The sequence below is a fragment of the Falsiroseomonas sp. genome (genome assembly GCF_030695085.1).
GTDB lineage: Bacteria > Pseudomonadota > Alphaproteobacteria > Acetobacterales > Acetobacteraceae > Falsiroseomonas.
This window is the reverse complement of sequence record NZ_JAUYTS010000238.1, coordinates 17,437-43,715: the sequence shown is the minus strand read 5'-3', so window position 1 is coordinate 43,715 and position 26,279 is coordinate 17,437. Positions and strand designations below refer to the sequence as shown.

The following is a 26,279-nucleotide window of genomic DNA, read 5'->3' as shown; positions in this document are numbered from 1 at the left end:
CAAGAGCCGCTCGGCCGAAGCGCCGACGTCCAGGGAGATACCGCCATGACAAAGCCCATCCATGCCGTTTCGCGCCGCCAGGCGCTGCTGCTGGCCGCCGGCGCTGGCGCCGCGCTCGCGGCACCGGGCATTGCCCGCGCGCAGACCTTCCCGGATCGCCCGGTCACGCTGCTGGTGCCCTTTGCCACCGGTGGCTACAATGATCGCCTGGCACGCGCCATGGCGCCCTTCCTGCAGAAGCAGCTCGGCCAGCCGGTGACCGTGATGAACCGGCCGGGCGGCGGCACCGTGCTGGGCAACACCTTCTTCATGCAGCAGCCGGATGACGGCTACATGATGATGGTGCACTCGGCCGGCCCCTACATCCCGCTGTCCATCCTGACCCGGAATGCCCGCTACAAGGCGGAAGACTTCCACATGATCAACCTGCCGTCGCGCGACCTGACGCTGGCGGCTGCCGCGACGAGCAAGGGCATCAACTCGATCGATGAGGTGGTGACGCGGCTGAAGGCGGACCCGCGCAGCCTGTCCATCGGTGTGCAGCCGGCCTCGGCAGACCTGATCAACATGGCGCTGTTCCTGCAGGCGCATGGCATCGATCGCTCCCGCGTGCGCGTCGTCACCTATGATGGCGGCGGGCCGGCCCGAACGGCGACGGCAGGCGGGCATGTCGATGTCGGCTTCGTCGGCGGCGAGGGCTTCCTGCCGATCCGTGACCGGATCAAGCCGCTGCTGATGTTCACTGACGAGAAGTCCACGGACTACCCGGATGTGCCGCTGCTGACCGACCACGCCCGCGCCGCCGGCTTCCAGCCGCAATCCGTGGACGGGTCCCAGCGCGGCTTCGTCGTGCTGAAGCGCTTCGTGGATGCGCAGCCGGAGCGCTACCGCATCCTGGAGCAGGCGGTGGAGCGTGCGACCAAGGACCCGGAATGCATCAGCACGCTGGGCAACCAGCAGCTGGCGACCACCTGGTACGGGCCGGAGGCATCGAACCGGGCCTATCTGTCCTCCGCCGCGGTGATGGCGCAGTATGCCGACCTGCTGAAGCAGGCCTGACCCACCCTCTGACGGGCGCCGCACCATGCCGGATACCGTGATGCGGCGCCGCGTTTCCTGGGCGCCGCTGATGCTCGTCACCCTGCTGGCCGGGGTGACGGTTGCCTATCTGATCGAGGCGCGCGGCGTCTCGCTCAGCCCGCAGAACCTGCTGCTGCTGCAACCCACCGCCTGGCTGGTCCTGCTGCTCTGGGCCGTGCTGGCCATCGGCTATCTCCGCACGCCGGTGCTGGCGCCGGAGGAAGGGCCGGCCGAAAGCTGGGCGGATGTCGGCCGGGTGGTCGCCATGGTGGCCGCCTTCGCCGGCTTCATCCTGGTGCTGGAACCGCTGGGCTATGACATCGCCATCTGGGGCTTCACGCTGATCGCGCTGATCATTGGCGGCGAGCGCAACGTCATCGCGCTGGCGATCTTCCCGCCGCTGTTCAGCCTGGCGATCGTGCATGGCTTCCGCCTGCTGGTCCCCTACCCCTTCCCCACCAGCCTGATCTGAGGCGCAGCACCGATGATCGACTTTCCGGCTTTCGGGGCCGCCATCTCCCTGCTGGCCGGGTCGCCGCAGGCGTGGATCTGGGTGGTGCCGGGCCTGCTGATCGGGCTGGTCTTCGGTGCGCTGCCGGGCATTTCCGTCTCCATGGCGATGGCGCTGGTGCTGCCGGCCACGCTGTACATGGACTTCCTGCCGGCCATCATCTTCCTGACCTCGGTCTATACCGGGGCCGGCTTCGGCGGCTCGATCCCCGCCATCCTTATCAACATCCCCGGCACCTCCTCCGCCGTCGCCACCACCTTCGATGGCTACCCGATGGCGCGGAAGGGGCTGCACAGCGAGGCGCTGGGCGCCGCGCTGGTGTCCTCCTGCATCGGGGTGCTGATCTCCTACATCATCCTGTTCGTGCTGGTGCAGCCGCTGGCGGAGGTGGTGCTGCGGATCGGACCGTTCGAAATGGCGGCGATCGGCATCTGGGGCCTGGTGCTGCTGGGCTCCATCGGCGGGTCCACCGTGGCGAAGGGGTTGTTCGCGGCGGCCATCGGCGTGCTCTGCGGCACGGTGGGGATGAACACGGCGGGCTACATGCGCGGCGACATGGGCATCCCCTGGCTGCTGGACGGCGTGCCCACGATTCCCGCCATGGTCGGGCTGCTGGCGGCCAGCCAGTTGTTCGCGCTGGTGAATGCCAAGTTCATCGTGGAGAACAAGGAAAACCGCACCATCAGCCTGCGCCGCATCCTGGCCGGCGGGCGGCTGGTGCTGGGCAGCCCGGGCACCCTGCTGCGCGGCAGCGCCATCGGCGTGTTCGTCGGCGCGGTGCCCGGCGTCGGCTCCTCCATCGCCAACCTGATCTCCTACGGCGAAACGCGGCGGTCCTCGCCGGACCCGGAAAGCTATGGCACCGGCAATCCGCGCGGCGTGATCGCGGCGGAATCGGCCAATAGCAGCTCCGAGGGCGGGTCGATGGCGACCATGCTGGCGCTGGGCATTCCCGGCGGCGGCGCCACGGCCATCCTGCTGGCGGCCTTCGCGATGCACAATGTCATCGGCGGGCCGCGCTTCATGGAGCAGAATCGGGATATCGTCTACGCGATCATCCTGTCCAACTTCGCCCAGGCGCTGGTGCTGCTGGTGATCGGCGCCGGCTTCGTCTTCGTCGCCAGCACCATCGTCCGGCTGCCGCTGCGCTACCTGATCCCGACGGTGCTGGTGATGTCCACCATGGGCGCCTTCGCCATCGAGGGCTCCATCGCCGGGCCGCTGACGCTGCTGGCCTTCGCCGTGCTGGGCTGGCTGATGTCCCGCTATGGCTTCCCGGTGGCGGCCATCGTGGTGGGGCTGCTGCTCGGCAAGCTGATCGAGACGGAGATGCTGCGCGCCTATCAGCTGGCCGGCGGCGATGCGGTGCGCGTGCTCGACTACCCGGTCGCGGTCGGGATCATCCTGCTGATGCTTGTCTCGCTCGCCCTGTCGCTGCGCCGTGACCTGCGCCGGCGCGCGGCGCTGAAGACGGACACGGCCGCCGCGGTGGATTGAACCCGTTCGGCGGACGTGCTGACTGACGTCCGCCGCCAAATGGGAGACGACGCGATGACCCACCCCCTGCTGCCGCAACTCCGCGCCGCGCGCGTCATCCCGGTGGTCCGCACCAGCGATGCCAGGCTGGCGGCGCTGGCGGTGGAATGGCTGCGCGGGGCGGGCCTGACCATCTTCGAGATCACGCTGACGGTGCCCGACGCCATCGGGCTGATCCGCGCCCTGGCGGCGGACCCGGCGCTGACCATCGGTGCCGGCACCGTGCCGGACCAGGCGACCGCCGAGGCCTGCCTCGCGGCCGGCGCGCGCTTCCTGGTCGCGCCCTGGGTCGACCCTGCGGTGGCACACGCGGCGCGCGGCGCAGGCGCGGTATCCATGCTGGGGGCCATGACGCCGACCGAGGTGCGCGCCGCACTCGCCGCGGGGGCCGATGTGGTGAAGCTGTTCCCGGCGAGTTCCGCCGGCGGCCCGGCGCATGTGAAGGCGCTGCGCGCGGTGTTCCCCGATGTCGCATTCTGCCCGACCGGCGGCGTCGATGCGCGCAACGCGCCGGACTACCTGGCGGCCGGTGCGGCCTTCGTCGGCATTGGCGGGCGGCTGGTGGATGAGGGCCTGCTCCGGAACGGCGATCGTGCCGGGATCGAGGCCGCGGCCCGCGACGTGCTCGGCCTGAAGCAGGCCTGAACGCCGCGCACCTCATTGTCTCCGCGCAACACTTGCCGCAGGGTCCGGCCTAGATTGCCGCATCCGATCCGGAGCTTCCCCGCCCATGCCTGACATCCTCTGCCTCGGTGAGCCGATGCTGGAATACAACCAGCAGCCCGTCGGCGCGGATGGCCGCAGCCTGTATCTGGAGGGGCATGGCGGCGATGTCTCCAACGCCGCCATCGCCGCCGCGCGCAGCGGCGCCGATGCCGGCATGATCGCCCATATGGGCCGCGATCGGCCGGGCGAGAGCTTCGCGCAGCTCTGGGCACTGGAAGGGGTGGATGCCAGCAGCGTGCGGGTGGACCCGGATGCGCCGACCGGCATCTATTTCGTCAGCCACGGGCCGCAGGGCCACGACTTCACCTTCTATCGCCGCGGCAGCGCCGCCAGCCGCATGCGGGTGGCCGATGTGCCGGAGGAGGCGATCCAGGGCGCGCGCATCCTGCATCTGTCCGGCATCAGCCTCGGCATTTCGGACACCGCCTGCGACGCAGCCTTCCACGCCATCCAGGTGGCGCGCAAGGCGGGTGTCACCGTGTCCTTCGACACCAACCTCCGCCTGCGGCTGTGGCCGCTGCGGCGTGCTTCCGCCTGCATCCACACCGCCGTCGGCATGTCCGACCTGGTATTTCCCTCGCTGGATGATGCCCGCCTGCTGACCGGGCTGGTGGAGCCGGAGGCGATTGTCGATTTCTACCTGAAGCTCTGCCCGCTGGTGCTGCTGAAGCTGGGGGCGGCGGGGCTGCTGGTGGCAAGCCGCGAGGCGCGCGCCCAGATCCCTGGCTTCGCGGTGCGTGCGGTGGATGCGACCGGGGCGGGCGATACGCTGGCCGGCGCCTTCCTGGCCCGCGCCGTCGCGGGCGACGATACCTGGCAGGCCGCCCGCTACGCCAATGCCGCCGCGGCCCTGTCCACCACCGGCTATGGCGCGGTGGCGCCGATTCCGACGGCCGCGGAGGTGCATGCCTTCCTGGAGGTCAACCGGAGCTGAATTCAGGTGCCCTTAGGCGGCAATGACAGGGTGTGCGTGGCGGCCTTCTCTCCCACCGCGCGCAGGAATCCGCAGCTTTCGTAGAAGCCGAAGGCGGAGACCGGCGCGCGAACCCGTAGCCGCGGATAGCCGCACGCCGCCGCCTGCCCCGCCACCGCCTGCAACAGCGCACGGGCTACGCCGGCGCGCCGCGCGGCGCGCAGCACATAAAGCCGCCGCACCCTGCCCACCCGGTCCTGCGGCAGATAGGGGTCGCGCGTCAGCCCGCAGAGTCCCACCAGCGCCGTGCCGAGATGGGCCGCCAGCAACGCATCTCCCGGGCCATCGAAGCGCAGCGTACCGGCCTGCCAATCCTCGCGCAGAACCTCAAGCATCCGCTGGCCGTCGCCCAGGGCGTCGGCGGCGAGATCCTCGAAACCCTCCGGCAGGGTGGCGATCCGCACGATCCGGATCGCGGCCGGGGAGGCTCCGCCATCGTGGCGCAGGGGGCGTAGCAAAGTCGGGAATGCCTCGGGCCGTGAGATTCGCCACTTAGGCGTGCAGACCCCGCCGCGCCAGCCCCGTGCGGCTCAACCGGTGCGGCGGTTGTCGCCCGGCCGCAGCCGCAGCCCGGGCCGCAGGCTGGTGAAGGGCAGGGTCGCCGGGTCCGCCACCACCGGGCCGGGTGCCGCCACCACCAGCACAACCTCTGCGATAGGCTGGAAATCCGCGCGGAAATGCACGCTCGACTTCAGCGCCAGGATGCGTTGCGCCGAGGGCTCGATGCCCAGATGGCGGAACAGCGCCTGGTCATAGGCCTGCATCTTGCGCGAGGTCACGATCACGCGAACGCCGGGTGCGGGGCTGACCAGCGCGGTCGGGCCGAGATCGGCGGCATTGCCGCCGGCCATCGGGCCGGTGCAGACGAATCGCCCATCGGTCAGCTTCAGCACCCGCGCCGTGACGGCCAGCGGCGCGCCATCCGACTTGCCGCCGAGGCTGAGCGAAACCTCCGCCCCCTCCCCGGCCGCATGGAAGGCGCGGGCGCTTTCGGCGTCGTTGATCAGCGCCAGCACGGCGCCTTCCGCCTTCTGGCGGATCAGTTCGGCCAGCAGGCCGGTCGTGTCGCCATGGCCGCCGCCGCCGGGATTGTCCTGGGTATCGGCCAGCACCACCGGGCGCTTCGCCTGGAGCGCGATCTCGATGGCCTTGGCCACACCCGCGGCCGCATCGTGGATATCCGGCGCGAAGGCGGATTCGCGCGCGGCGAGGTCCGCCAGCAGCGCCTCCGCCGCCGCATCGGCGCTGGCCTGATCGGCGGCGAAGGCGGCGAAGGCCGCGCCGCAATCGGCGAAATCGGCATAGGGGAAGCCGAAGCACAGGCCGAGTTCCGCCACGCCTTCCCGCGCCGCGATGTCCGCGCGGGCTTCCATGGCATCCGCCATCGGCGGCACCAGCGTGCATTGGCCGGTGATCGGGATCAGGTAATCCAGCTGCCGGAACGCCTTGGCGAAGGGCCGGCCGAGCGCGATGCGGTCGAACAGCAACTGCATCGCCCGCGCGCCGGCCTCCTTCATGTCCACATGCGGATAGGTGCGGAAGGGCGCCAGCGCATCCGCATGCTGGACCATTGCGGCCGTCAGGTTGCAATGCGGGTCGAGGCTGGCGGTGATCGCCACGTCGGGGCCGAGGATGGCCCGCGCCCGGCGCAGCAATTCACCCTCGGCATCGGGGAAATGCTCCGCCACCATGGCGCCGTGCAGGTCGAGATACAGGCCATCCAGCGGGCCTTCATCGAGCGCCGCCTGCAGATCATGGAAGATCAGCGCCGCCAGGCGCTCGAACGCCTCCGCCGTGACCGGGCCGGCGGGATTGGCAAACCCCCAGGACAGCGGGGCGATGGTGACGCCCGCGGCCTCGGCCACGCGGATCGCACCGGCGGCGGGCACGGCGGAGGGGCGCAGCGTGTCCAGCAGCGTCGCCGGGCGCTGCACCGGGGGCCAGCCGCCAGGCGCCAGGAAATCCGCCCAGCGCGTCGGGATCTTGGCGAAGGAGTGGCTCTCGTGCAGGAAGCCGCCGATGGCGATGCGCATGGGGATCAGGGTTCTCCGAAGCCGGGGGCTGAAACCTGCCAGCCCGGGCGGCGGGTGGGAAGCCGGGCCGGGCTGGGCCAGCATGCGGGGCTGATCGAAAGGAATCGTCATGTCCGACGCCGCGCTGTGCCACCCCCTGCCCGCCCCGGTGCCGGCCGCGTTTCGGCAGGTGCCGGTGCCGGGCGGCAACCTGGCCTGCTGGGATACGGGCGGCGGCGGGCCGGCGGTGGTGCTGCTGCATCCGGGCACCGGCAGCCATGCGGTCTGGGGGTATCAGCAGCCGGTGCTGGCGGCGGCGGGCTACCGGGTCATCGGCTATTCGCGGCGCGGGCATATGGGATCGCCGGCCACCGATGATCCGGGCTGCGCGGCGGAGGATCTGGCGGCGCTGCTGGATGCGCTGGGCGTGGCGCGGGCGCATCTGCTGGGCTGCGCGGCAGGCGCCATCGTCGCCTTCGACTTCGCGCTGGCCTTCCCCGATCGGGTGGCGCGGATGGTGCTGGCCTGCACCCATATGGGGCTGGAGGATGCGGATTACGCCGCCCTCAGCGCCAGCCTGCGGCCCCAGGGCTTCGCCCAGATGCCGGGCGACTTCCGCGAGCTTGGCCCGAGCTACCGCGCCGCCAATCCGGAGGGTGCTGCGGCCTGGCTCGCGCTGGAACATGCGGCAATCCCGGCAGGCCGGGTGGAACAACGCCGGCTGAACCGGCTGGACCGCGCGGCGCTCGGGCGGCTGGCGATGCCGGTGCTGCTGGTGGGGGGCGACGCCGATCTGTGGGCGCCGCCGCCGGTGTTCCGGATTTTTGCTCGCGCGCTGCCGGGGAGCGAGCTGGTGATCCTGTCTGAGTGCGGGCATGCGGCGCAGTGGGAGCAGCCGGAGGCGTTCAATGCGGCGGTGCTGGGGTTTTTCGGGCGGAGGTAGCGCGGGGCCCCCACCCCCGACCCTCCCCCGCGAGAGCGGAGGAGGGAGAAGTAGCCCTCCCTTGCGGAGCGGGGGGTTGCGGCACTGCCGCGACGCCGAAGGCTGGTTGGGGTAGGGGCAAGCGCTCCCCTACCCCTTCGCCACCCCCGCCGTCGCCAGCACCGCATCGGCCACCACCAGCAGCCCGGCTTCCGCCCATTCCGGCGTGATGCTCTCGGCCTCGTTGTGGCTGATGCCGCCATGGCAGGGGGTGAAGACCATCACCGTCGGCACGCGCCGCGCGCAATAGACCGCGTCATGTCCGATGGCGGTGGGCATCTCCTGGTAGGGGATCTTCCGCGCCACGGCGGAGTCGCGCAGCCGGTCCACCAGCGGTGCGGCGAAGGGCGTGGCGGGGGAGATCCAGAAATCCTCCACCGCGATGGCCACGCCGCGCCGCGCGCCGATCGCCGCGGCCTCGCCACGCAGCACGCCAGCGAGTGTCGCCAGCTTGTGCTCGTCATCATGGCGCGTATCCAGGCTGAACCACACCCGGTCGGGCACCACGTTGCGGCTGTCCGGATGCACGGTCAGGCGCCCCACCGTGGCGCGCGCGCCGGCCGCCAGCGCGGCCTTCTCGATGGCCAGGATCATCTCCGCCGCGCCCATCATCGCATCCCGCCTGCCGGCCATGACGCTGCCGCCATGCGCGTTCTCGCCGGTGACCGTCACCTCGAACCAATGCTGCGCCAGCGCATGCGTGACGATGCCGATATCGAGGCCAAGCTTTTCGAGCTGCGGTCCCTGTTCGATATGCACCTCGAAATAGGCTTCCAGCTCCTGCAACGCCGCCGGATCGGCGGCGCCGGCCCAGCCGATGCGGGAAAGTTCGTCGCCAAAGACGGCGCCGCCGCTGTCCGTCTTCGCCAGCACCTCGGCTTCGGGAAAAATGCCCATGGCGGCGCCGCTGCCCATCATGGGGGGCGAGAAGCGCGCGCCTTCCTCATTGGTCCAGTTGATCAGCATGACGGGCGCCTCCGTCTCGATCCCCGCCTCGTCCAACGCGCGCAGGATCTCGAGGCCGACCAGCACGCCGAGCACGCCGTCGAACTTCCCGCCGGTGGGCTGCGTATCCAGGTGGCTGCCGATGGCGACCGGCTTGCGGGACGGGTCGCGCCCCGGCCGCGTCAGCGCCATGTTGCCGACGCGGTCGAGCACCAGCGTCGCACCCGCCGCCTCCGCCTGGCGTTGCAGCAGCGCGCGCGCCTCGCCGTCCAGGTCGGTCAGCGTCTGCCGGTTGTTGCCGCCCTTGGCGGTGGCACCGATGCGGGCGAACTCCATGAGGCTGTCCCAGAGGCGGGCGCCGGATGGCCGGAAATTGTTCATGCTGCTTCCACTCCACACCATTCCGCCATGGTGATTGCGATGGTCCGCGTGATGTCGTGCATGGAGTCCATGCCGACGCTTTCATCGATGCCGTGAATATCCTGCGCGTCCGGCCCGAAGCAGGCCACGGGCGTGTCCTGGTACAGGGTGAAGAAGCGCCCATCGGTCAGGCCGGTGGCGGGGTACTTCCGCAATTCGTTGCCCGTGAGCTCGGCGAAGTTGTGCATGGAGGCCCGCACGATTTCTGCCTGCATGTCGAAGACGCAGGGGTCCGCCATGAAGCCCTTGAATTCCAGCTTCACCTTGGCGCCCTTCAGCGCGGGGTCGCCGCGCGCGGAGTCCACGATGCGTTCGATGTCCGCGCGCACGCTGGCGGCGGTGTTGCCCATCATCACGCCGACCCGCAGGCCCAGCGTGGCGCGCGTCGGCACGGAGGAATTCCACTCCCCGCCCGTGAAGGTGCCGAGATTCACATTCACCGGATGGTTCACGCCGCGGAAGCTGGCATGGATCAGCTCGCCGCGATTCATGTCGCGCTCATAGGCTTCGAACCGGGTCCAGATGGACATCGCCGCCTCCACCGCATTCACCCCCGCCTGCTTGTCCCGCACATGCGCCGGACGACCCGTGACGGTGACCCAGGCCCAGACCACGCCGACCTCCGCGCTGTACATTGCGGGCAGGCCGGGGCCGGGTTCGGGGATGATCACGGCATCGGTGCGCGGCAGCGCCAGCATGCAGGCGAGTGCGCCATTGCCGGTGCATTCCTCCTCGATCACCGACTGCATCTGCACTTCGGCCGCCGGTTGCAGCCCTGCCAGCTTCAGGGCGCGGAAGGCGGTGACATATGACAAAATGCCGGCCTTCATGTCGCCGGCGCCGCGGCCATACATGCGGCCACCGCGGATCGCGGGTTCATAGGGCGGCGTGGTCCATTCATCCTCGGCGCCTTCCGGCACCACATCGACATGGCCCTGCAAGGCGAGCGAGCGGCCCTTCGCGGCGCGCGGCCGGTGCACCGCCACCACATTGTCGCGGCCCTCATAGCCGATCAGCGGCGGCGAGAAGCCGGGATGCCCCGCCAGCGCCGCCGGATCGGTCGGCACGCGCTGCGCCACCAGGCCGAGGCTTTCATAGACCCGCGCCATCTCATTCAGCGCCGAGGCCTCGTTCCCCAGGGTGGAGGGGCAGCGCACCAGGCGCATCAGCGCCTGCTCGCCCTCGCCACGCAGCGAATCGCAGGCGTCCAGGATGGCGCGGCGGGCGCCGGGGTCGAGTGGGATGGCGTTGGTCATCAGGAACCCTTGGGCAGCAAGCCGCGCAGTCAGCCCCCATGGCGCCGATCTGTCCAGCCGCAGCCGGTGGACAGGCTCGCCCAGCCGCCCCTACCGTCGCCGCCATGAAAGCTTTCGCCGATGCCGCCCATGCGGCGCATGCCCCGAACTTCTTCCTGATGCGCGGGCGCATCCGCCCGAATTTCGAGGTGCCGGCCCGCGCCGCCTCCCTCGCGGAGGGGCTGGCCCGCCTCGGCATCACGCCGCTTGCGCCGCCCCCGGCCCCGGAGGTCGCGCTGCTGCGGGCGCATGAGCCGCGCTACCTCGACTTCCTGCGCGACGCCGCCGCGGCCTGGGCCGAACTGCCGGAGGCGGCGGCGGAGGTGGTGGGCAATGTCCATCCGACGCCGGAAATGATCTCCCAGGGCGCGCGGCCACCCACGGGCCTGGTCGGCCGCGTCGGCTGGTACACGGCGGACACCGCCTGCCCGATCGGCCCCGGCACCTGGGACGCCGCGATCGGCGCCGCCGCCTGCGCCGTGGCGGCGGCGGAGGAAGCGGCGGCCGGCCGCACCGCCTATGCGCTGTGCCGCCCGCCGGGCCACCACGCCTATGCCGCGCGCGCCGGCGGACATTGCTACCTCAACAACGCCGCGATCGCGGCGGAGACGCTGGTGGCGGGTGGCGCGCGCCGCGTGGCGGTGCTGGATATCGACAGCCACCATGGCAACGGCACCCAGGGCATCTTCTGGAAGCGGGGGGATGTGCTGACCGTCTCGGTCCATGGCGACCCCAACGCCTACTACCCCTGGTATGTCGGCCATGCCGGGGAACGCGGCGCCGGGCCAGGCACCGGCTGCAATTTGAACCTGCCGCTGGCGCAGGGCACCGGGGACACGGAGTGGCTGGCCGCGATCGAGACCGGGCTGGCGGTGATCCGCAATTTCGGGGCAGACGCGCTGGTGGTCTCGCTCGGCTTCGATGCCAGCGAGCATGAGCCACTGGGTTTCCTGCGCGTGACGGAGGATGGGTTTGCCCGCGCGGGCGCGCTGATCGCCGCGGCGGGGCTGCCGGCGGCGATCATCCAGGAAGGCGGCTACAACGTCGATCTGCTGGGCCGGCTGCTGGAACGGTTTATTACCGGCTGGAATGGTTGATTTAGGACGAGAATAATTCAACCCTGGATGCGTGTCCTCCATCGCCCGCATCCAGACCTTCGCCTTCGCCGGCATCGAGGCCGTGCCCGTCGAGGTGCAGGTGCAGATCGCCCCTGGCCTGCCGGCCTTCCTCATCGTCGGCCTGCCCGACAAGGCGGTGGGCGAATCGAAGGAACGGGTGCGCGCGGCGCTGACCGCCATCGGCCTGTCCCTGCCGCCCAAGCGCGTGCTTGTGAACATGGCGCCCGCCGACATCGCCAAGGAAGGCAGCCATTTCGACCTGCCCATCGCGCTCGCCGTGCTGGCCGCGATGGATGTGCTGCCGCGCGACGAGCTGCATGAATTCGCGGCGCTGGGCGAATTGGCGCTGGATGGCAGCATCGCCCCCGTCGCCGGCGTGCTGCCCGCCGCCATGGCCGCCTCGGCGCGCGAACTCGGCCTGGTCTGCCCCGCGAGCCAAGGGCCGGAGGCCGCCTGGGCCGGGCGCATCCAGGTGCTCGCCCCGCCCGACCTGCCCGCCCTGATCAACCATTTCCGCGGCATCCAGACCCTCACCCAGCCGGTGCCGCCGCGCATGGACGATGCGCCCTGGGCCGGCCCCTGCCTCAGCCAGGTGCGCGGCCAGGAAAGCGCCAAGCGGGCGCTGGAGATCGCGGCCTCCGGCGGGCACAATCTGCTGATGATCGGCCCGCCCGGGGCCGGCAAATCCATGCTGGCCGCCCGCATGGCCGGGCTGTTGCCGGACCTCACCCCGGCGGAGGCGCTGGAGATCTCCCTGGTGCATTCGGTGGCCGGCATGCTGACCGAGGGCCGCCTGCTGAAGCGCCCGCCCTTCCGGGACCCGCATCATTCGGCCTCCGTCCCCGCTTTGGTCGGCGGTGGGGCGCGGGCGCGGCCGGGAGAGATCTCGCTCGCCCATCTCGGCGTGCTGTTCCTCGATGAATGGCCGGAATTTCCCCGTGCGGCGCTGGAGGCGTTGCGCCAGCCGATGGAGACCGGCCGCACCACCGTCAGCCGCGCCAATGCGCATGTGACCTACCCCGCACGCTTCCAATGCGTCGCCGCGATGAACCCCTGCCGCTGCGGCTATCTCGGCGAGCCGTCCCGCGAATGCGCCCGCGCGCCGCATTGCGGGCAGGACTACCAGCAGCGCCTGTCCGGCCCGCTGCTGGACCGCATGGATGTGGTGATCGAGGTGCAGCCTTTGCCCTCCGCGGAACTTACGCGCGCCCCGCCCGGGGAGCGGACGGAGGTGGTCGCCGCCCGCGTTGCCGCCGCGCGTGATCGCCAGTGTGCCCGGGGCCTCGCCCGCTGCAATGCGGAGGCCGAGTGGGATGCGCTGCAACCGATGGCCGATGCCGATGCGCTGGCCCTGCTGGAGACAGCCGCGACGCGCCTGCGCCTGTCCACCCGCGGCCAGGTGCGGACGCTGCGCGTGGCGCGAACCGTCGCCGACCTGGCGGCGGCGGAACGGGTGGCCCGCGGCCATGTGGCGGAAGCGCTCGCCTTCCGGCACCGCATGCCGGGACGTGGCGCCTGACCTGCGTCGCGCGGGCTGGACGGCAGGTGACGTAACCGCAACCTTGCGCCCCGACGAAGGGGAACCGCCATGCAGATCATCCGCGACCTCGCCACGCTGCGCGCCGCCAGTGCGGAGGCGCGCCGCGACGGCCGCCGCCTGGCGCTGGTGCCGACCATGGGCGCGCTGCACCAGGGGCACCTCGCGCTGGTCACCGCCGGGCGACAGGTGGCGGAGACGGTGGCGGTCTCCATCTTCGTCAATCCGCTGCAATTCTCCCCGACCGAGGATCTGTCCCGCTACCCGCGTGACGAGGCAGGCGACCTGGCCAAGCTGCGCGCCGTGGGCTGCGACATCGTCTGGATGCCGGATGTCCCCACCATGTACCCGCCCGGCAGCGCCACGCGCATCGAGGTCTCGGGCCCCGCCGAGGGCTTCGAGGGCACCGCGCGCCCCGACCATTTCCGCGGCGTCGCCACCGTCTGCACCAAGCTGTTCAGTCAGTCCCAGGCGGATGTGGCGGTGTTCGGGGAGAAGGATTGGCAGCAGGTGCAGGTCGTCTCCCGCGTCGTCGCCGACCTCGACCTGCCGATCCGCATCCTGCCGCATCCGACGGTGCGGGAGGCGGATGGCCTGGCCTGTTCCTCCCGCAACATCCGGCTGACGCCAGAACAGCGCGCCCTGGCGCCGCTGCTGCCGCGGCTGATGCTGACGGCGCTGGATACCATCCGCGCCGGCGCCGCCCCCGGCCCGGTGCTGGCGCGCGCGGCGCAGCAACTGCAGGAGGCGGGCTTCGCGCCGGACTACTTCGCGCTGGTGCAGCCGGAGACGCTGCGGCCCTGGGAAGGTGGCCCCGGCCGGCTGCTGGTGGCGGCGAAGCTGGGTGAGGTGCGGCTGCTGGACAATATGGCGCTGTAGGCTCAGCCGGCGCGGAAGGCGTCCACCACCCGCCGCACCCTGCCCTGCCCATCCACCAGCAGCACGTCGAAGCGCACACCTTCCGCGCCATGGCCGGGGTTGGCTGCCATCCAGGCCTCGGCGGCTTCCATCAGCCGCCCCTGCTGGCGCGGGCCAAGGGCGAAGGCGGCATCGGTCAGCGTGGCGCGCGCCTTCACCTCGACGAACACCAGCAGCCCGGCGCGTTCCACAACCAGGTCGATCTCACCGGCCCCGGTTCGCACCCTGCGGGCCAGGGTGGCAAAACCGTCCTGCGCCAGTGCGGCCTCCGCCGCCGCCTCCGCCTGCCGGCCGCGCGCCTCGGAGGCCTGTTTCACGGTACGGCGCATGACGCTGGGCTCGGGCATGCCATAGACTATCCGCATCACGCGGGTGGTCCCAATGGCGCTTCGAGTCCTGCTGCTTCTCCTCCTTGCCTGCCCAGCCCTGGCCCAGCCAGCGCAGCGGCACATGGCGGTGACTGCCAACCCGCACGCCAGCCACGCGGCGCGGGAGGTGCTGCGCGAGGGTGGCTCCGCACTGGATGCGGCGATTGCCGCCGCCGTGCTGCTGACCCTGACGGAGCCGCAGGCGAGCGGCATCGGCGGCGGCGCCCTGCTGCTGCACCAGGATGGCGAGAGCCTGGAGATCCAGGCCTGGGATGGCCGCGAGACGGCACCTGCCGCCGCCACGCCGCGCCTGTTCCTGAACCCGGATGGCACGCCGATGCGCTTCCCGCAGGCCATGGAAGGCGGCCGCAGCGTCGGCGTGCCCGGCCTGCTGCGGATGCTGGAGGCAGCGCATCGCGACCATGGCCGCCTGTCCTGGGCGCGGCTGTTGGCACCAACCATCGCGCTGGCGGATGAGGGTTTTGCGGTCTCTCCCCGCATGGCCGCCGCCATCGCCGGCAACGCCGATTCGCTGCGCCGCGACCCCGGCGCGCGGGCCTATTTCTTCGATGCCGATGGCGCCCCCTGGCCGGCTGGCCACCTGCTCCGCAACCCCGCGCTGGCCGCGACGCTGCGGCAGGTGGTGCAGCAGGGGGCGGATGCGCTGCATCGCGGCACGCTGGCCGAGACCATCGCCGCCGCCGTCCAGTCCCATGCGAACCCCGGCGGCATGACGGAGGCCGACCTGGCGGCCTACGCCCCGGCCCGCCGCGCGCCGGTCTGCGCGCCCTATCGCATCTGGCGCATCTGCGGGTTCGGCCCGCCGAGTTCGGGCGGCGTCGCGGTGGGCCAGATCCTCGGCGTGCTGGAGCATTTCGACCTCGCCGCCCTGGCCCCCGGCAGCGCCGATGCGGCGCATCTGCTGGGGGAGGCCGGGCGCCTCGCCTTTGCCGATCGCAACCTGTACCTGGCCGATGCGGATTTCCTGCGCGTCCCGGTCGCCGGCCTGCTGGACGCCGCCTACCTCACCGGCCGGGCCCAGTTGCTGGACCGCGACCGCGCCATGGCCACGCCGCGCCCCGGCAACCCGCGCTGGCGGGAGGCCGGGCTGGCGGCGCAGCCGGCGGAGCACGGCAGCGGCACCAGCCATGTCTCGGTGGTGGATGGGGCAGGCAGCGTCGTCTCCCTGACCTCGACCATCGAATCCGTCATGGGCAGCCGCATCTTCGTCGGCGGCTTCCTGTTGAACAACGAATTGACCGATTTCAGCTTCCTGCCGGAGATCGAGGGCCGTCCCGTGGCCAACCGGGTCGAGCCCGGCAAGCGGCCGCGATCCTCCATGTCGCCCACCATCGTGGTCGATGAGGGCGGCCGCCCGGTGCTGCTGCTGGGCTCGGCCGGCGGTGCGCGCATCATCGGCCATGTGGCGCAATCCCTCGTCGCCATGCTGGATTGGGAGCTGGCGCCGGAAGCCGCGCTGGCCCTGCCGCGCATCGGCGTGGTCGGCACCGCGGCGCTGGAGCTGGAGGCCGGGACGCCAGCCGCCGAACTTGCCCCGGCGCTGGAAGCGCGCGGTCATCGCGTGGATGTGCGGGAGATCAACTCCGGTCTGACCGCGATCCGTATCACGCCCCAGGGTATCTGGGGGGCAGCCGACCCACGGCGCGAGGGCATCGCCCTGGGCGACTGAGAAGATCCCTCCGCGATTGAAGGAAAACGACCCATGCACCGCCTGCTCGCCTGCCTGCTGCTGCTGGCCACCACCCCGGCCTGGGCCGATGAGACCAAGGAGATCGGCCATGTGAACACGGCCATCACCAATCTCGGCCTGACCCGCAGCCACCGCGTGGTGGTGGAACGCTTCACGGATCCGGAGGTGCGCGGCGTGTCCTGCTACATCAGCCAGGCCCGCACCGGCGGCCTGTCCGGCATGCTGGGCGTGGCGGAGGACCCGGCCCGTTTCGCCCTGAACTGCACCGCGACCGGCCCGGTGGAGGTACAGCCCGGCGCCCGTCGCGGTGAGCGGGGAGAGGTGGTGTTCGAGAGCAGCACCAGCCTGTTCTTCAAGGAAACCCGCGTCCACCGCTTCGTGGATGAGGAGCGCAGCGCGGTGGTCTATCTCGCCTGGTCCACCCGGCTGATCGACGGCTCGCCCTATAATGCGGTCTCCGCCGTGCCGATCCGGTAAAGGCTAGGCCCTGCTCTCCCGGATGGCCGCACGCTTGCGGGTGTCCGGCTGAAGCTTCGTGCCCAGCCCCGGCCCCTGCATCGGCAGGCAGAAGCCCTTTTCCAGGCGGGGCAGTTCCGTCACCAAATCGCGGTACCAGGTGGCGAGCGTCGCGCGCACCACCTCCTGGAAGATCGCGGTCGCGGCGTGGAGCGCGAAGTGCAGGCTGGCCACCAGCGTCACCGGCCCGGTGCAGTCATGCGGCGCCACCGGCCGCGCCCAGGCCTCCGCAAGCGCCGCGATTTTTCGGGCCTCCGTCAGGCCGCCGCACCAGGTGAGGTCCACCATCACCACATCGGTGGCGCCCGCCACCAGCAGGTCCCGGAAGGCGACCTTGCCGCCCAGGGTTTCACTGGCGCAGATCGGGATGCCGGGGACGGACCGGCGCAGCTCCACCAGCGCCGCCGTGTCGTCCATCTTGCCGATCGGGTCCTCCACCCAGAAGGGCTGGATCGGGGCGAGCGCCTGGCAGATGCGGGTGGCGGCCGGCAGGGAAAAGATGGAGTGCAGCTCCGCCATCACCTCCATCCGGTCGCCCACCGCCCTGCGGATTTTCTCGAAGGGCTCCATGCCCTTCTTCAGGTCTTCCAGGTTCATCACCTGGCCGCCCGAGGCCGCAGCATAGACATCGAAGGGCCAGATCTTCATCGCCGTGAAGCCTTCCTCCAGCAGCGAATGCGCCAATTCGTCGGCGCGCTGCATGAAGGCGACCTGGTCGTCATAGGGGCCGACCGCATTTTCGCCGGCCCGCACATCGCGGCGGTCCCGGGCGCTATTGTAGTCGTAGCCGGCGCAGGTGTTGTAGGCGCGGATCTTGTCGCGGCTCAGCCCGCCCAGCGCCTCATGCACCGGCACGCCCAGGCGCTGGCCCATCAGATCCCACAGCGCGATATCCACGGCCGACGCCGCGCGCATCTCGGCGGAGGAGGCGCCGAAGCCGACATAGGGCGTCATCAGGTGGCGGTGGATGCGCTCGATATTCCGCGAATCCTGGCCGAGCAGATAGGGCGCGACCAGTTCGTGCATCTGGCCCTCCACCGCCGCGGCGCCCCGGAAACTTTCGCCGAGGCCGGTCAGGCCCTCCGCGGTCTCGATCTCGACCCAGAGGATATTGGCGCGTTCCGGCACGCGCAGGGTGCGGACGCAGCTGATGGTGGAGGGTGTCATTCGGCGCGGATTCCCTGTCGGCGGACCACATCGGCCCAGCGGGCGACTTCCGCCCGCACATGCGTGCCCATCGCCTCCGGCGTGCCGCCCAGGGGCGTCACGGCGAGGTCTGCCATGCGGGACCGCACCCGGGGGTCGGACAGCGCCTGGTTGAAGGCGGCGTTGAGCGCGGCGATGGCGGCGGGCGGCGTGCGCGCGGGGGCCATGAAGCCGAACCAGCTATCGATCGCCATGCCCTGCACGCCCTGCTCGGCGAAGGTCGGCACATCCGGCAGTTCGGCCAGGCGCTGGTCGCTGACCGCGGCGAGCGCGCGCACCGACCCGGCGCGGATATGCGGCAGGATGGAGGGCAGGTTGTCGAAGAACACGTCGATCCGCCCGGCGATCAGGTCCGTGATGGCGGGGCCGGAGCCGCGATAGGGCACATGCACCATCTCGATCCCCGTCACTGCGCGCAGCAGCTCCGGGCCCAGGTGGTTCGAGGCGCCGACGCCGGAGGAGCCGAAGCTGATGCCGCCGCGCTGGCTGCCGGCCAGCGCCAGGAATTCCGCGACATTCTGGGCCGGCAACTCGCGCCGCACCGCCATCACATTGCGCACCGCGCCGGTCAGGATGACGGGCGTGAGGTCGTTCAGCAGGTCATAGCCGGCATTGGGGTACAGCGCCGGGTTGGCGCCGCAGGGGCCGAAGGCGCATTGCAGCAGCAGCGTGCCATCGGCCGGTCCGCGCGCCGCCTCCGCCGCGCCGATATTGCCGCCCGCGCCGGCCTTGTTCTCCACCACCGCACCACGCGGCAGATGGGCGGAGGCGGCTTCCGCCAGGACGCGCGCGACGATGTCGCTGGTGCCGCCGGGCGCGAAGGGCACCAGGATGCGAATGGGCCGGTCCGGCAGATCCGCCGCCAGCGCGGTTCCGCCCAAAAGAAGCGCTGCCAACATGGGCAGCACCCTGCGTGCCAGGTGGTTGATCAGCATGTTTCCTCCCGCAAATCGTGTCGTTGCGTTGCGGCAGGTTAGGCGCAGGGCGAAGGCCAGTGGAACCCCGGCGTGCCATGGCGAGGTGGTCCCGGCTTGATTCCCCCGCGTTCCGGGACAAAAGTCACGGCATCATGATCCTCCTGATCGACAACTACGACAGTTTTACGTTCAATCTCTATCACTTCCTCGGCGATCTTGGGGCGGTGGTTGAGGTTCGGCGCAATGATTCCCTCTCGGTGCAGGCCGCCATGGACCTGCAGCCGGAGGCAATCGTCCTATCGCCCGGCCCCTGCACGCCGAATGAGGCGGGCATCTGCCTCGACCTCATCGGCGCGGCGGCGGAAGCGCGCATGCCGCTGCTTGGGGTGTGTCTCGGCCACCAGGCGATCGGCCAGGCCTTTGGCGGCCGCGTGGTGCGGGCGCCGGAGCCGGTGCATGGCAAGGTCTGGGACGTGACCCATGGCGGCACCGACATCTTCGCGGGCGTGCCCTCCCCCTTCCGCGCCACGCGCTACCATTCCCTGGTGGTGGAGGATCTCCCGGAGACGCTGATCCCCACCGCCCGCACCGCGGATGGCCTGGTGATGGGCCTGGCGCATCGCGACCTGCCGATCTGGGGCGTGCAGTTCCACCCCGAGAGCATCGCCAGCGAGCATGGCCACGACCTGCTGCGCAATTTCCTGGCGCTTTCCACCCGCCGCAACAGCGTCCCGGCATGAAAAAAATCCTGGCGCGGCTGGCCGCTGGCGAAAAACTGGCGGAGAGCGAGGCGGAGGTTGCCTTCGGCATGATCATGGCCGGCGAGGCGACGCCGGCGCAGATCGCCGGCCTGCTGATGGCGATGCGGGTGCGCGGAGAGACGGTGGCGGAAATGACCGGCGCCGTGCGGGCGATGCGCGCGCGGATGATCGCGGTGGATGTGCCCGAGGGGGCGATGGATATCGTCGGCACCGGCGGCGATGCGGCCGGCACGCTGAACATCTCCACCGCCACGGCCCTGGTGGTCGCGGGTTGCGGGGTGAAGGTGGCCAAGCACGGCAACCGGGCCTTGTCCTCCCGCTCCGGCGCCGCGGATGCGCTGTCGGCGCTCGGCATCCCGGTGATGGAAACGCCGCTGGAGGCGCTGCCGCGCGTGCTGGCGGAGGCGGGCATGGTGTTCCTGATGGCGCCCCGGCACCACGCCGCGCTGCGCCATGCCGCCGGCCCGCGGGTGGAGCTCGGCACGCGGACCATCTTCAACCTGCTCGGCCCGCTGGCGAATCCCGCCCGCGTCACCCGGCAGATGACCGGCGTCTTTGCCCCCGAATGGCTGCGGCCGATGGCGGAAACGCTGGCCCGCCTCGGGACGGAGCGCGCCTGGCTGGTGCATGGCATGGGGCTCGATGAGCTGACGCTGGCCGGCCCCTCCCAGGTGGTGGAGCTGCGCGACGGCCGCATCACGGAATTCGAGGTGACGCCCGAACAGGCCGGGCTGCCGCGCGCGCCGGTCTCGGCGCTGCAGGGCGGCGAGCCGGCGGAGAATGCGGCGGCACTGCTGGCACTGCTGGAAGGCGCGCCCGGCCCCTATCGCGACTGCGTGCTGCTGAATGCCGCAGCCTCCCTTGTCGTGGCGGGCCGGGTGGATGACATCCGTGCCGGCGTTCCCCTGGCTGCTGCATCCATTGATGGCGGCGCGGCGTTGAACGTGCTGAACCGGCTGCGATCCAGCGCCGCCCTGCCCCCTGAAGCCGAGCACCCTGCCCGATGAACGTCTCCGCCCCCGTGACCTCCGACACGCTGGCCCGCATCCTCGCCGACAAATATGAGGAAGTGCGGGAGCGTTCCGCCGCCATGCCGCTGTCGGAGGTCGAGAGCCAGGCGCGCCACGCCGCCCCGCCGCGCGACTTCACCGGCGCCCTCTGCGCCGCCGTTGCGGAAGGGCGGGTCGGGCTGATCGCCGAGATCAAGCGCGCCTCCCCCTCCGGCGGGTTGATCCGCGAGCCCTTCGAGCCGGCGGAACTCGCCCGCTCCTATGAAGCGGCGGGCGCTGCCTGCCTGTCCGTGCTGACCGACGCGCCCTGGTTCCAGGGCGATCTCGGGCACATGGTGCAGGCTCGCGCCGCCTGTTCGCTGCCGGTGCTGCGCAAGGACTTCATGGTCCACCCCTGGCAGGTCTTTGAGGCCCGCGCGATGGGGGCGGACGCCATCCTGCTGATCCTCGCCGCGCTGTCCGATGAACAGGCGCAGGAATTGGAGGATGTCGCCCGGTCGCTCGACATGGCCGTGCTGGCGGAGGTGCATGACCAGCGGGAACTGGACCGGGCGCTGGGGCTGGAGACGCGGCTGATCGGCGTGAACAACCGTAATCTCAAGACTTTGGTCACCGATCTCGCCACATCGGATGAGCTGATCCCGCAGATCCCGGCAGACCGCATCCCGGTCGGCGAAAGCGGCATCCGCACGCCGGAGGATGTGCGCCGCATCTGCCGCGCCGGCGCCCGCTGCCTGCTGGTGGGGGAGCATCTGCTGCGCCAGCCGGATGTGGAAGCGGCGGCGCGCGAGCTGATCAACGCGATCTGATCCCGTGACCCTCACCCATTTCGACGCGGCCGGGGCGGCCGCCATGGTCGATGTCTCGGACAAGGCGGCGACGCAGCGCGTGGCCGTGGCCCGCGGCCGCATCACCATGGCGCCGGAGACGCTGGCGCTGATCCGCCAGGGCCAGGTCGGCAAGGGCGATGTGCTCGGCATCGCCCGCATCGCCGGCATCATGGCGGCCAAGCGCACCAGCGACCTGATCCCGCTGTGCCACCCCCTCGCGCTCACCAAGGTGACGGTGGAGCTGACCATCGCCGAGCCCGATGCGGTGGAGATCGAGGCGCTGGCCAAGGTGACGGGCCAGACAGGGGTGGAGATGGAGGCGCTGACGGCGGTGACCGTCGCGGCGCTCACCATCTACGACATGTGCAAGGCCGCGGATCGCGGCATGCGGATCGAGGCGGTGCGGCTGGCGCATAAATCCGGCGGTAAATCCGGGGTTTACGAGGCGACCTGATGATCCCGCTGGAAGACGCCCGCGCCCGCATCCTCGCCTCCCTCCGCCCCACCGCGGCGGAGACGGTGGCCCTGGCGGAGGGCTGGGGGCGGGTGCTGGCGCAGCCCGTGCTGGCGCGGCTGACGCAGCCACCGGCGGATGTCTCGGCGATGGATGGCTATGCGGTTCGGGCAGCGGATGCGGTGGCGGGCGCCCGCCTCACTGTGACCGGTGCCGCCCCGGCTGGGCACCCCTTTGCGGGCACGGTCGGGCCGGGCCAGGCGGTGCGCATCTTCACCGGCGGCTTCGTGCCCCCGGGCGCGGACGGCATCCTGCTGCAGGAAGATGCCGAGGCCGAGGGCGGCCAGGTGACGGTGCGGGAGGCGGTGCAGCCTTCCCGCTGGATCCGCCGCCAGGGGCTGGATTTCGCGGCGGGCGAGGTGCTGCTGCCGGCCGGGCGACGGCTGACGGCGCGGGATATCGGCCTGGCGGCGGCGGCCAACCACCCCTGGCTCGCGGTGCATCGCCGCCCGCGCATCGGCATCCTCGCCACCGGCGACGAGATCGCCCTGCCCGGCGAGCCGATTCCGGCGGGCGGCATCGTCAGCTCCAACGCCCATGCGCTGGCCGCACTGGTCCGTGCCGCGGGGGGTGACCCGCTGGTGCTGCCCATCGTCGCCGATGACCGTGACGCCATCGCCGCAGCCGCCGCCGCCGCGCGGGGCTGCGACCTGCTGGCCACCACCGGCGGCGCCAGCGTCGGCGAACATGACCTGATCCAGTCGGCGCTGGGTGAGGAAGGCTTCGCGCTGGATTTCTGGAAGATCGCGATGCGGCCGGGCAAGCCGCTGATCTGGGGGCGGCTCGGGGCCACGCCGGTGCTCGGCCTGCCGGGCAACCCGGTCTCCGCCCTGATTTGCGGCGTGCAGTTCCTGATGCCGGCGCTCGCCGTGCTATCCGGCCTTCCGGCGGCGCCGCCGCCGACCATCCTGGTGCGCACGGGCGCGGCGCTGGCCGCCAATGACAAGCGATTCGACCACCTCCGCAGCAGCCTCGCCGCCGATTCGGAGGGAAGGCTGGTGGCGACGCCCTTCGCCATGCAGGACAGTTCGATGCTGAAGACCCTGGCGCGGGCGGAGGCGCTGATCCTGCGCCCGCCCTTCGCCCCGCCGCTGCCGGCGGGCGCGGAGGTGGAGGCCATCACGCTCGGTCCGCTGGGCGTCTGAACCGCGTGCCGCGCGCGCGGATGTTGAAAGGATTTGACGCGACGCGGAGAACCTACCTAGAACATCTCCACCGGTTGCCCGTTTGTTCGCCGCCCTTTCGGGTAGGGCGGGAAGGCCGCGGAGGGAATGCCATGCTGACGCGCAAGCAGCACGAGTTGCTGATGTTCATCGACAAACACCTGCGCGCCACCGGGTTCTCGCCCTCCTTCGAGGAAATGAAGGAAGCGCTGCGGCTGAAGTCGAAATCCGGCATCCACCGGCTGATCACGGCGCTGGAAGAACGCGGCTTCCTGAAGCGGCGCGCGCATCGTGCCCGGGCGCTGGAGGTGGTGCGGCTGCCGGAGAATGTGGCGCCGCGCCGCAGCGAAGCGGCACCCGCGCCTGCCGGAACACCGCAGCCCTTCAGCCCGCCGCCGTTCAGCCCGAACGTGATTCGCGGCCATTTCGCGCCCGGCCTGGCCGGGGTGCAGAAGGCGGCGAATGAGGCGGGCTCGGTCGCCCTGCCGCTGTATGGCCGGATCGCGGCCGGCCTGCCGATCGAGGCGACGCGCGATACCGCCATGGTGGACGTGCCCGCGGCGCTGCTGGGTGGCGGGGAACACTACGCGCTGGAGGTTGCCGGTGATTCCATGGCGGAAGCCGGTATCCTCGACGGCGATACCGTGATCATCCGGCGTGGCGATACCGCCGATAACGGCGCGATCGTGGTGGCGCTGGTGGATGACCAGGAGGTGACGCTGAAGCGGCTGCGCCGGCGCGGCAATTCGGTGGCGCTGGAACCGGCGAACCGCGCCTATGAGACGCGCATCTTCGGGCCGGACCGGGTGCGCGTGCAGGGCCGGCTGATCGGGCTGCTGCGCCGCTATTGAGGGGTTGTGCCGGGACCCCTCAATAGGGGTCCCATTCCAGCTTCCGGGCTTCCCGCCAGCCACGCAGCCGCTGCCACATGGCCATCGCGGTCGCGCCGACCGCCATGCCAGCGCACAGCATGAGGGTGGTGGTCATTCTGGTTTCCTCCGCTCTGCCTTGATGCGTGCAGTTTGTGTCCGCCGGGCTAAGGAATCGTTACCGGCCTGCGTCATCAACGTTGGCAAGCGGCAAAGTTTCCGCCCTTCCCGGTAACGGCTCCGCCGGCACCCAGGGGCGGTCGCCGCGGATCGCCCGGTCGCTGGCCAAGCGGGGGGCTGCGCCGTGCAGCCAGGCGGCCTGGGCTCCATTTCGCCACATGCTGAAGCGGTCAATCGCCTCGCCCGTGGCGCAGCGCGGCCGCATCGGCTCCAGCGCCACCACCAGCGCGGCGCAATGGGCTGAGGCGTCGACCGGGGCGGAGCGCTGGCCGCGTGGCACCGGCGGGCCGCGCAGCAGCACCACCTCCGCGCCATCGGGGTGCGGGCGGAAGCGGCAGGCGCCCGGTTCGCAGACCAGCGCGCCGCCGGCCAGGCTGCCGCGCGCCGGCAAGGGCAGCGCCTCGGTCGCACCCATCGCGCGCAGCATGTTGTCCTGCACGAAGGCTCGCGCGCCGGGCAGGCGGTGCAGATAGACCCCCTGCCCGGTCCGCAGCGCGACAATCCGCGCATCCTCGGACACCAGCAGGTCCGGCGGCGGGCTGATGAGCCCGGCGGACAGGCCGAGCAGGATCAGCGGCACCCCCGCGGCGCGCAGCAGGCCGCGCCACAGGCACAGCCAGCACAGGCCAAGGCCCACCAGCGCCAGCCCCCAGCCCGGCAGCGGCACCAGGGCGGGCGCGGCGCCGGGCCAGGACGAAACCTCCCGCGCCACCAGCAGGATACCCTCCACCCCCCAGCCCATCACGCGCAGCGGCCACTCCGCCAGGCCGAGCGGCAGGGCCAGCATGGCGATCAGCGCCGCCGGCATCACCAGCAGCGAGGTCAGCGGCACCGCCACCGCATTGGCCAGGATGCCGAAGCTCTGCAGCCGGCCGAAATGGTGCAGCCCGGGTGGCGCCGTCGCCGCGCCCGCCAGCAGCGAGGTCAGCACCAGCCCCAGCACGAACAGCAGCGCCGGCCGCCACCAGCTTGCCTGCTGGCGGATCCTCGCCAGCCAGGGCCGCAGCGCATCATGCCCCGCGATCAGCACCAGCACCGCGGCGAAGGACATCTGGAAGGACGGCCCCAGCAGTTCCGCCGGCGCCAGCACCAGCACACCGGCCGCCGCCATGGCGAGGCTCCGCAGCGAAACCGCCCGCCGCCCGGACAGCAGCGCCAGCGTCACCAGCACCGCCATGCCGAGGCAGCGCTGCATCGGCACCTGCGATCCTGTCAGCAGCATGTAGAAGGTGCCCGCCGCCAATGCCCCCAGCGCCGCCACCGCCTTGCCCGGCAACCGCAGCGCGACAAAGGGCACCAGCGCCACCGCCAGCCGCAGCACGAAGAAGACCAGCCCCATGACGATGCTCATGTGCAGGCCGGAGACCGCCAGCAGATGCGACAGCCCGGCATCGCGCATCGCGGCGATCTCGGCCGGCGGAATGCCGCTCTGCGTGCCGGTGATCAGCGCCGCGGCCACCGCCCCGGCGGGGCCGGGAATGGCGGCCGCCACCTCCCGGTTCAGCCGGGTGCGGAGGCGGGCGATGCCGGGCGGGCCGGTGGCCAGCAGTTCCGCCGGGCCGAGCGCGAAGCCGGAGCCGCCGAGGCCGGAGAAATAGGCGGCGCGCTGGAAATCATAGCCGCCCGGCACCACCGGCGCGCCCGGCTCCCGCAGCAGGGCGCGCAGGCGCAGGCGGTCGCCCGGCTGCGGCCGGACCGGATCGTTGTTGCGCAGCCGGATGCGAAGGGTGCGGGGCAGCGGCGGGCCATCGCCCAGCCGCGCATCCCGAAGCGTGATGCGCTGCCCCTCCGCCAGGGGCTGCACCTGGACCACCAGCCCCTCGACGATCACGGCGCCGAAGGGCAGGAACAGCGGCGCCGGCTGCCGTGCGGCGTGCCAGCCTGCCAGCCCGGCACCGAGCAGGAAGGCCGCCAGCAGCCCCAGGCCCCAGCCCGGCAGCAGCCAGCGCCGGGCCAGCCAGAATGCCGCTGCCGCCAGGGGCGGCACCAGCCACAAGGGCTGCCAGGCAGGTTCTTCGGCCAGGCTGAAATACCACAGCACGCCGGCGCCCAGCGCCACTGACAGCCACGGCGCGAAGCGCCCCTGCTGCGCGCCCAACAGCGCCGCACCCCAGCCGCCGAGGCGCGCGACGAGGTCTTGCCGCTCCACCGGGGAAAGCGCCAGGGACATTCAACCCATGG

The 26,279-nt window shown here is 71.4% G+C and carries 25 protein-coding genes; 17 read left to right on the top strand and 8 right to left on the bottom strand.

The annotated features are described in order from the left end of the window. Positions 1-45 precede the first annotated feature (45 nt). From Q8S40_RS24980 to Q8S40_RS24960, 5 genes are all read left to right on the top strand, one after another. Positions 46-1,059: a tripartite tricarboxylate transporter substrate binding protein gene (locus Q8S40_RS24980; RefSeq protein ID WP_305672580.1), complete on the top strand. Its 1,014-nt coding sequence runs from the start codon at positions 46-48 to the stop codon at positions 1,057-1,059. A 25-nt stretch (positions 1,060-1,084) separates the two neighbouring features. Further along, a complete protein-coding gene (locus Q8S40_RS24975; RefSeq protein WP_305672579.1) occupies positions 1,085-1,552 on the top strand; it encodes a hypothetical protein in 468 nt (155 codons plus the stop codon). A gap of 12 nt (positions 1,553-1,564) precedes the next feature. Continuing rightward, complete coding sequence (locus Q8S40_RS24970; protein WP_305672578.1) at positions 1,565-3,088, top strand: tripartite tricarboxylate transporter permease; 1,524 nt, start codon at positions 1,565-1,567, stop codon at positions 3,086-3,088. 54 nt (positions 3,089-3,142) lie between these two features. After that, positions 3,143-3,772: a bifunctional 4-hydroxy-2-oxoglutarate aldolase/2-dehydro-3-deoxy-phosphogluconate aldolase gene (locus Q8S40_RS24965; RefSeq protein WP_304809913.1), complete on the top strand. Its 630-nt coding sequence runs from the start codon at positions 3,143-3,145 to the stop codon at positions 3,770-3,772. 85 nt (positions 3,773-3,857) lie between these two features. After that, entirely contained in the window at positions 3,858-4,787 is a 930-nt protein-coding gene (locus tag Q8S40_RS24960) for a sugar kinase (protein WP_304809911.1), read from the top strand. A 2-nt stretch (positions 4,788-4,789) separates the two neighbouring features. Here Q8S40_RS24960 and Q8S40_RS24955 read toward each other — a convergent pair whose 3' ends face one another. Further along, positions 4,790-5,284 (bottom strand): GNAT family N-acetyltransferase, encoded by a 495-nt coding sequence (locus Q8S40_RS24955; protein ID WP_305672577.1) that lies wholly within the window; start codon positions 5,282-5,284, stop codon positions 4,790-4,792. Positions 5,285-5,356: 72 nt separating this feature from the next. Continuing rightward, positions 5,357-6,859: a M81 family metallopeptidase gene (locus Q8S40_RS24950; RefSeq protein WP_305672576.1), complete on the bottom strand. Its 1,503-nt coding sequence runs from the start codon at positions 6,857-6,859 to the stop codon at positions 5,357-5,359. Between the two features lie 109 nt (positions 6,860-6,968). Here Q8S40_RS24950 and Q8S40_RS24945 point away from each other — a divergent pair, with 109 nt between their 5' ends. Then, on the top strand, positions 6,969-7,781 hold the full coding sequence (locus Q8S40_RS24945) for an alpha/beta fold hydrolase (protein ID WP_305672575.1): 813 nt from the start codon (positions 6,969-6,971) through the stop codon (positions 7,779-7,781). 129 nt (positions 7,782-7,910) lie between these two features. Here Q8S40_RS24945 and Q8S40_RS24940 read toward each other — a convergent pair whose 3' ends face one another. Continuing rightward, positions 7,911-9,146 (bottom strand): M20 family metallo-hydrolase, encoded by a 1,236-nt coding sequence (locus tag Q8S40_RS24940; protein ID WP_305672574.1) that lies wholly within the window; start codon positions 9,144-9,146, stop codon positions 7,911-7,913. Further along, the gene (locus Q8S40_RS24935; RefSeq protein WP_305672573.1) at positions 9,143-10,441 is read right to left on the bottom strand and encodes an ArgE/DapE family deacylase; all 1,299 of its coding nucleotides are present in this window, start codon (positions 10,439-10,441) and stop codon (positions 9,143-9,145) included. The genes Q8S40_RS24940 and Q8S40_RS24935 overlap by 4 nt, the downstream gene beginning before the upstream one ends. Before the next feature lie 104 nt (positions 10,442-10,545). Here Q8S40_RS24935 and Q8S40_RS24930 point away from each other — a divergent pair, with 104 nt between their 5' ends. The 3 genes from Q8S40_RS24930 to panC all read left to right on the top strand — a co-directional run bounded on the left by Q8S40_RS24930 (position 10,546) and on the right by panC (position 14,014). Next, on the top strand, positions 10,546-11,577 hold the full coding sequence (locus tag Q8S40_RS24930) for a histone deacetylase family protein (protein WP_305672572.1): 1,032 nt from the start codon (positions 10,546-10,548) through the stop codon (positions 11,575-11,577). Positions 11,578-11,608: 31 nt separating this feature from the next. Further along, complete coding sequence (locus Q8S40_RS24925) at positions 11,609-13,117, top strand: YifB family Mg chelatase-like AAA ATPase (RefSeq protein ID WP_305672571.1); 1,509 nt, start codon at positions 11,609-11,611, stop codon at positions 13,115-13,117. Between the two features lie 69 nt (positions 13,118-13,186). Further along, on the top strand, positions 13,187-14,014 hold the full coding sequence (panC, locus tag Q8S40_RS24920; RefSeq protein WP_305672570.1) for a pantoate--beta-alanine ligase: 828 nt from the start codon (positions 13,187-13,189) through the stop codon (positions 14,012-14,014). 2 nt (positions 14,015-14,016) lie between these two features. Here the strand turns inward: panC and Q8S40_RS24915 are convergent, their stop codons facing one another. Further along, positions 14,017-14,400, bottom strand: coding sequence for a YraN family protein (locus tag Q8S40_RS24915; RefSeq protein WP_305672569.1), 384 nt, complete (start codon positions 14,398-14,400; stop codon positions 14,017-14,019). Between the two features lie 34 nt (positions 14,401-14,434). Here Q8S40_RS24915 and ggt point away from each other — a divergent pair, with 34 nt between their 5' ends. Beyond that, on the top strand, positions 14,435-16,111 hold the full coding sequence (ggt, locus tag Q8S40_RS24910) for a gamma-glutamyltransferase (protein ID WP_305672568.1): 1,677 nt from the start codon (positions 14,435-14,437) through the stop codon (positions 16,109-16,111). 33 nt (positions 16,112-16,144) lie between these two features. Continuing rightward, positions 16,145-16,609, top strand: a complete 465-nt coding sequence (locus Q8S40_RS24905) for a CreA family protein (RefSeq protein ID WP_305672567.1) — start codon at positions 16,145-16,147, stop codon at positions 16,607-16,609. Between the two features lie 3 nt (positions 16,610-16,612). Here the strand turns inward: Q8S40_RS24905 and Q8S40_RS24900 are convergent, their stop codons facing one another. Together Q8S40_RS24900 and Q8S40_RS24895 are read right to left on the bottom strand one after the other, a co-directional pair. Next, on the bottom strand, positions 16,613-17,815 hold the full coding sequence (locus tag Q8S40_RS24900; protein WP_305672566.1) for a mandelate racemase/muconate lactonizing enzyme family protein: 1,203 nt from the start codon (positions 17,813-17,815) through the stop codon (positions 16,613-16,615). Then, a complete protein-coding gene (locus tag Q8S40_RS24895; RefSeq protein ID WP_305672565.1) occupies positions 17,812-18,753 on the bottom strand; it encodes a tripartite tricarboxylate transporter substrate binding protein in 942 nt (313 codons plus the stop codon). Before Q8S40_RS24895 ends, Q8S40_RS24900 begins: the two co-directional genes overlap by 4 nt. Before the next feature lie 170 nt (positions 18,754-18,923). Here Q8S40_RS24895 and Q8S40_RS24890 point away from each other — a divergent pair, with 170 nt between their 5' ends. The 6 genes from Q8S40_RS24890 (at position 18,924) to lexA (ending at position 23,900) form a co-directional block, all read left to right on the top strand. Further along, complete coding sequence (locus Q8S40_RS24890) at positions 18,924-19,511, top strand: aminodeoxychorismate/anthranilate synthase component II (protein ID WP_304807668.1); 588 nt, start codon at positions 18,924-18,926, stop codon at positions 19,509-19,511. Then, a complete protein-coding gene (trpD, locus tag Q8S40_RS24885) occupies positions 19,508-20,539 on the top strand; it encodes an anthranilate phosphoribosyltransferase (protein WP_305672564.1) in 1,032 nt (343 codons plus the stop codon). The genes Q8S40_RS24890 and trpD overlap by 4 nt, the downstream gene beginning before the upstream one ends. Then, positions 20,536-21,351 carry an indole-3-glycerol phosphate synthase TrpC gene (trpC, locus tag Q8S40_RS24880; RefSeq protein ID WP_305672563.1) on the top strand — a complete coding sequence of 272 codons (816 nt, stop codon included), beginning with the start codon at positions 20,536-20,538 and terminating at the stop codon, positions 21,349-21,351. Before trpD ends, trpC begins: the two co-directional genes overlap by 4 nt. 4 nt (positions 21,352-21,355) lie before the next feature. Continuing rightward, positions 21,356-21,826 carry a cyclic pyranopterin monophosphate synthase MoaC gene (moaC, locus tag Q8S40_RS24875; protein WP_305672562.1) on the top strand — a complete coding sequence of 157 codons (471 nt, stop codon included), beginning with the start codon at positions 21,356-21,358 and terminating at the stop codon, positions 21,824-21,826. Continuing rightward, positions 21,826-23,031, top strand: coding sequence for a gephyrin-like molybdotransferase Glp (gene glp, locus Q8S40_RS24870; RefSeq protein ID WP_305672561.1), 1,206 nt, complete (start codon positions 21,826-21,828; stop codon positions 23,029-23,031). The genes moaC and glp overlap by 1 nt, the downstream gene beginning before the upstream one ends. 131 nt (positions 23,032-23,162) lie before the next feature. After that, positions 23,163-23,900 carry a transcriptional repressor LexA gene (lexA, locus tag Q8S40_RS24865; RefSeq protein WP_305672560.1) on the top strand — a complete coding sequence of 246 codons (738 nt, stop codon included), beginning with the start codon at positions 23,163-23,165 and terminating at the stop codon, positions 23,898-23,900. 196 nt (positions 23,901-24,096) lie between these two features. On the opposite strand, the gene Q8S40_RS24860 is transcribed toward lexA, so the two are convergent. Beyond that, a complete protein-coding gene (locus tag Q8S40_RS24860) occupies positions 24,097-26,268 on the bottom strand; it encodes a ComEC/Rec2 family competence protein (RefSeq protein ID WP_305672559.1) in 2,172 nt (723 codons plus the stop codon). Positions 26,269-26,279: the final 11 nt, after the last annotated feature.

Excerpts from the sequence above, each read along its gene's own strand:
- Q8S40_RS24980 (WP_305672580.1), top strand. The coding sequence starts at position 46 with ATGACAAAGCCCATCCATGCCGTTTCGCGCCGCCAGGCGCTGCTGCTG.
- Q8S40_RS24975 (WP_305672579.1), top strand. The coding sequence starts at position 1,085 with ATGCCGGATACCGTGATGCGGCGCCGCGTTTCCTGGGCGCCGCTGATG.
- Q8S40_RS24970 (WP_305672578.1), top strand. The coding sequence starts at position 1,565 with ATGATCGACTTTCCGGCTTTCGGGGCCGCCATCTCCCTGCTGGCCGGG.
- Q8S40_RS24965 (WP_304809913.1), top strand. The coding sequence starts at position 3,143 with ATGACCCACCCCCTGCTGCCGCAACTCCGCGCCGCGCGCGTCATCCCG.
- Q8S40_RS24960 (WP_304809911.1), top strand. The coding sequence starts at position 3,858 with ATGCCTGACATCCTCTGCCTCGGTGAGCCGATGCTGGAATACAACCAG.
- Q8S40_RS24950 (WP_305672576.1), bottom strand. The coding sequence starts at position 6,859 with ATGCGCATCGCCATCGGCGGCTTCCTGCACGAGAGCCACTCCTTCGCC.
- Q8S40_RS24945 (WP_305672575.1), top strand. The coding sequence starts at position 6,969 with ATGTCCGACGCCGCGCTGTGCCACCCCCTGCCCGCCCCGGTGCCGGCC.
- Q8S40_RS24940 (WP_305672574.1), bottom strand. The coding sequence starts at position 9,146 with ATGAACAATTTCCGGCCATCCGGCGCCCGCCTCTGGGACAGCCTCATG.
- Q8S40_RS24935 (WP_305672573.1), bottom strand. The coding sequence starts at position 10,441 with ATGACCAACGCCATCCCACTCGACCCCGGCGCCCGCCGCGCCATCCTG.
- Q8S40_RS24930 (WP_305672572.1), top strand. The coding sequence starts at position 10,546 with ATGAAAGCTTTCGCCGATGCCGCCCATGCGGCGCATGCCCCGAACTTC.
- panC (WP_305672570.1), top strand. The coding sequence starts at position 13,187 with ATGCAGATCATCCGCGACCTCGCCACGCTGCGCGCCGCCAGTGCGGAG.
- Q8S40_RS24915 (WP_305672569.1), bottom strand. The coding sequence starts at position 14,400 with ATGCCCGAGCCCAGCGTCATGCGCCGTACCGTGAAACAGGCCTCCGAG.
- ggt (WP_305672568.1), top strand. The coding sequence starts at position 14,435 with ATGGCGCTTCGAGTCCTGCTGCTTCTCCTCCTTGCCTGCCCAGCCCTG.
- Q8S40_RS24905 (WP_305672567.1), top strand. The coding sequence starts at position 16,145 with ATGCACCGCCTGCTCGCCTGCCTGCTGCTGCTGGCCACCACCCCGGCC.
- Q8S40_RS24900 (WP_305672566.1), bottom strand. The coding sequence starts at position 17,815 with ATGACACCCTCCACCATCAGCTGCGTCCGCACCCTGCGCGTGCCGGAA.
- Q8S40_RS24895 (WP_305672565.1), bottom strand. The coding sequence starts at position 18,753 with ATGTTGGCAGCGCTTCTTTTGGGCGGAACCGCGCTGGCGGCGGATCTG.
- Q8S40_RS24890 (WP_304807668.1), top strand. The coding sequence starts at position 18,924 with ATGATCCTCCTGATCGACAACTACGACAGTTTTACGTTCAATCTCTAT.
- trpD (WP_305672564.1), top strand. The coding sequence starts at position 19,508 with ATGAAAAAAATCCTGGCGCGGCTGGCCGCTGGCGAAAAACTGGCGGAG.
- trpC (WP_305672563.1), top strand. The coding sequence starts at position 20,536 with ATGAACGTCTCCGCCCCCGTGACCTCCGACACGCTGGCCCGCATCCTC.
- glp (WP_305672561.1), top strand. The coding sequence starts at position 21,826 with ATGATCCCGCTGGAAGACGCCCGCGCCCGCATCCTCGCCTCCCTCCGC.
- lexA (WP_305672560.1), top strand. The coding sequence starts at position 23,163 with ATGCTGACGCGCAAGCAGCACGAGTTGCTGATGTTCATCGACAAACAC.
- Q8S40_RS24860 (WP_305672559.1), bottom strand. The coding sequence starts at position 26,268 with ATGTCCCTGGCGCTTTCCCCGGTGGAGCGGCAAGACCTCGTCGCGCGC.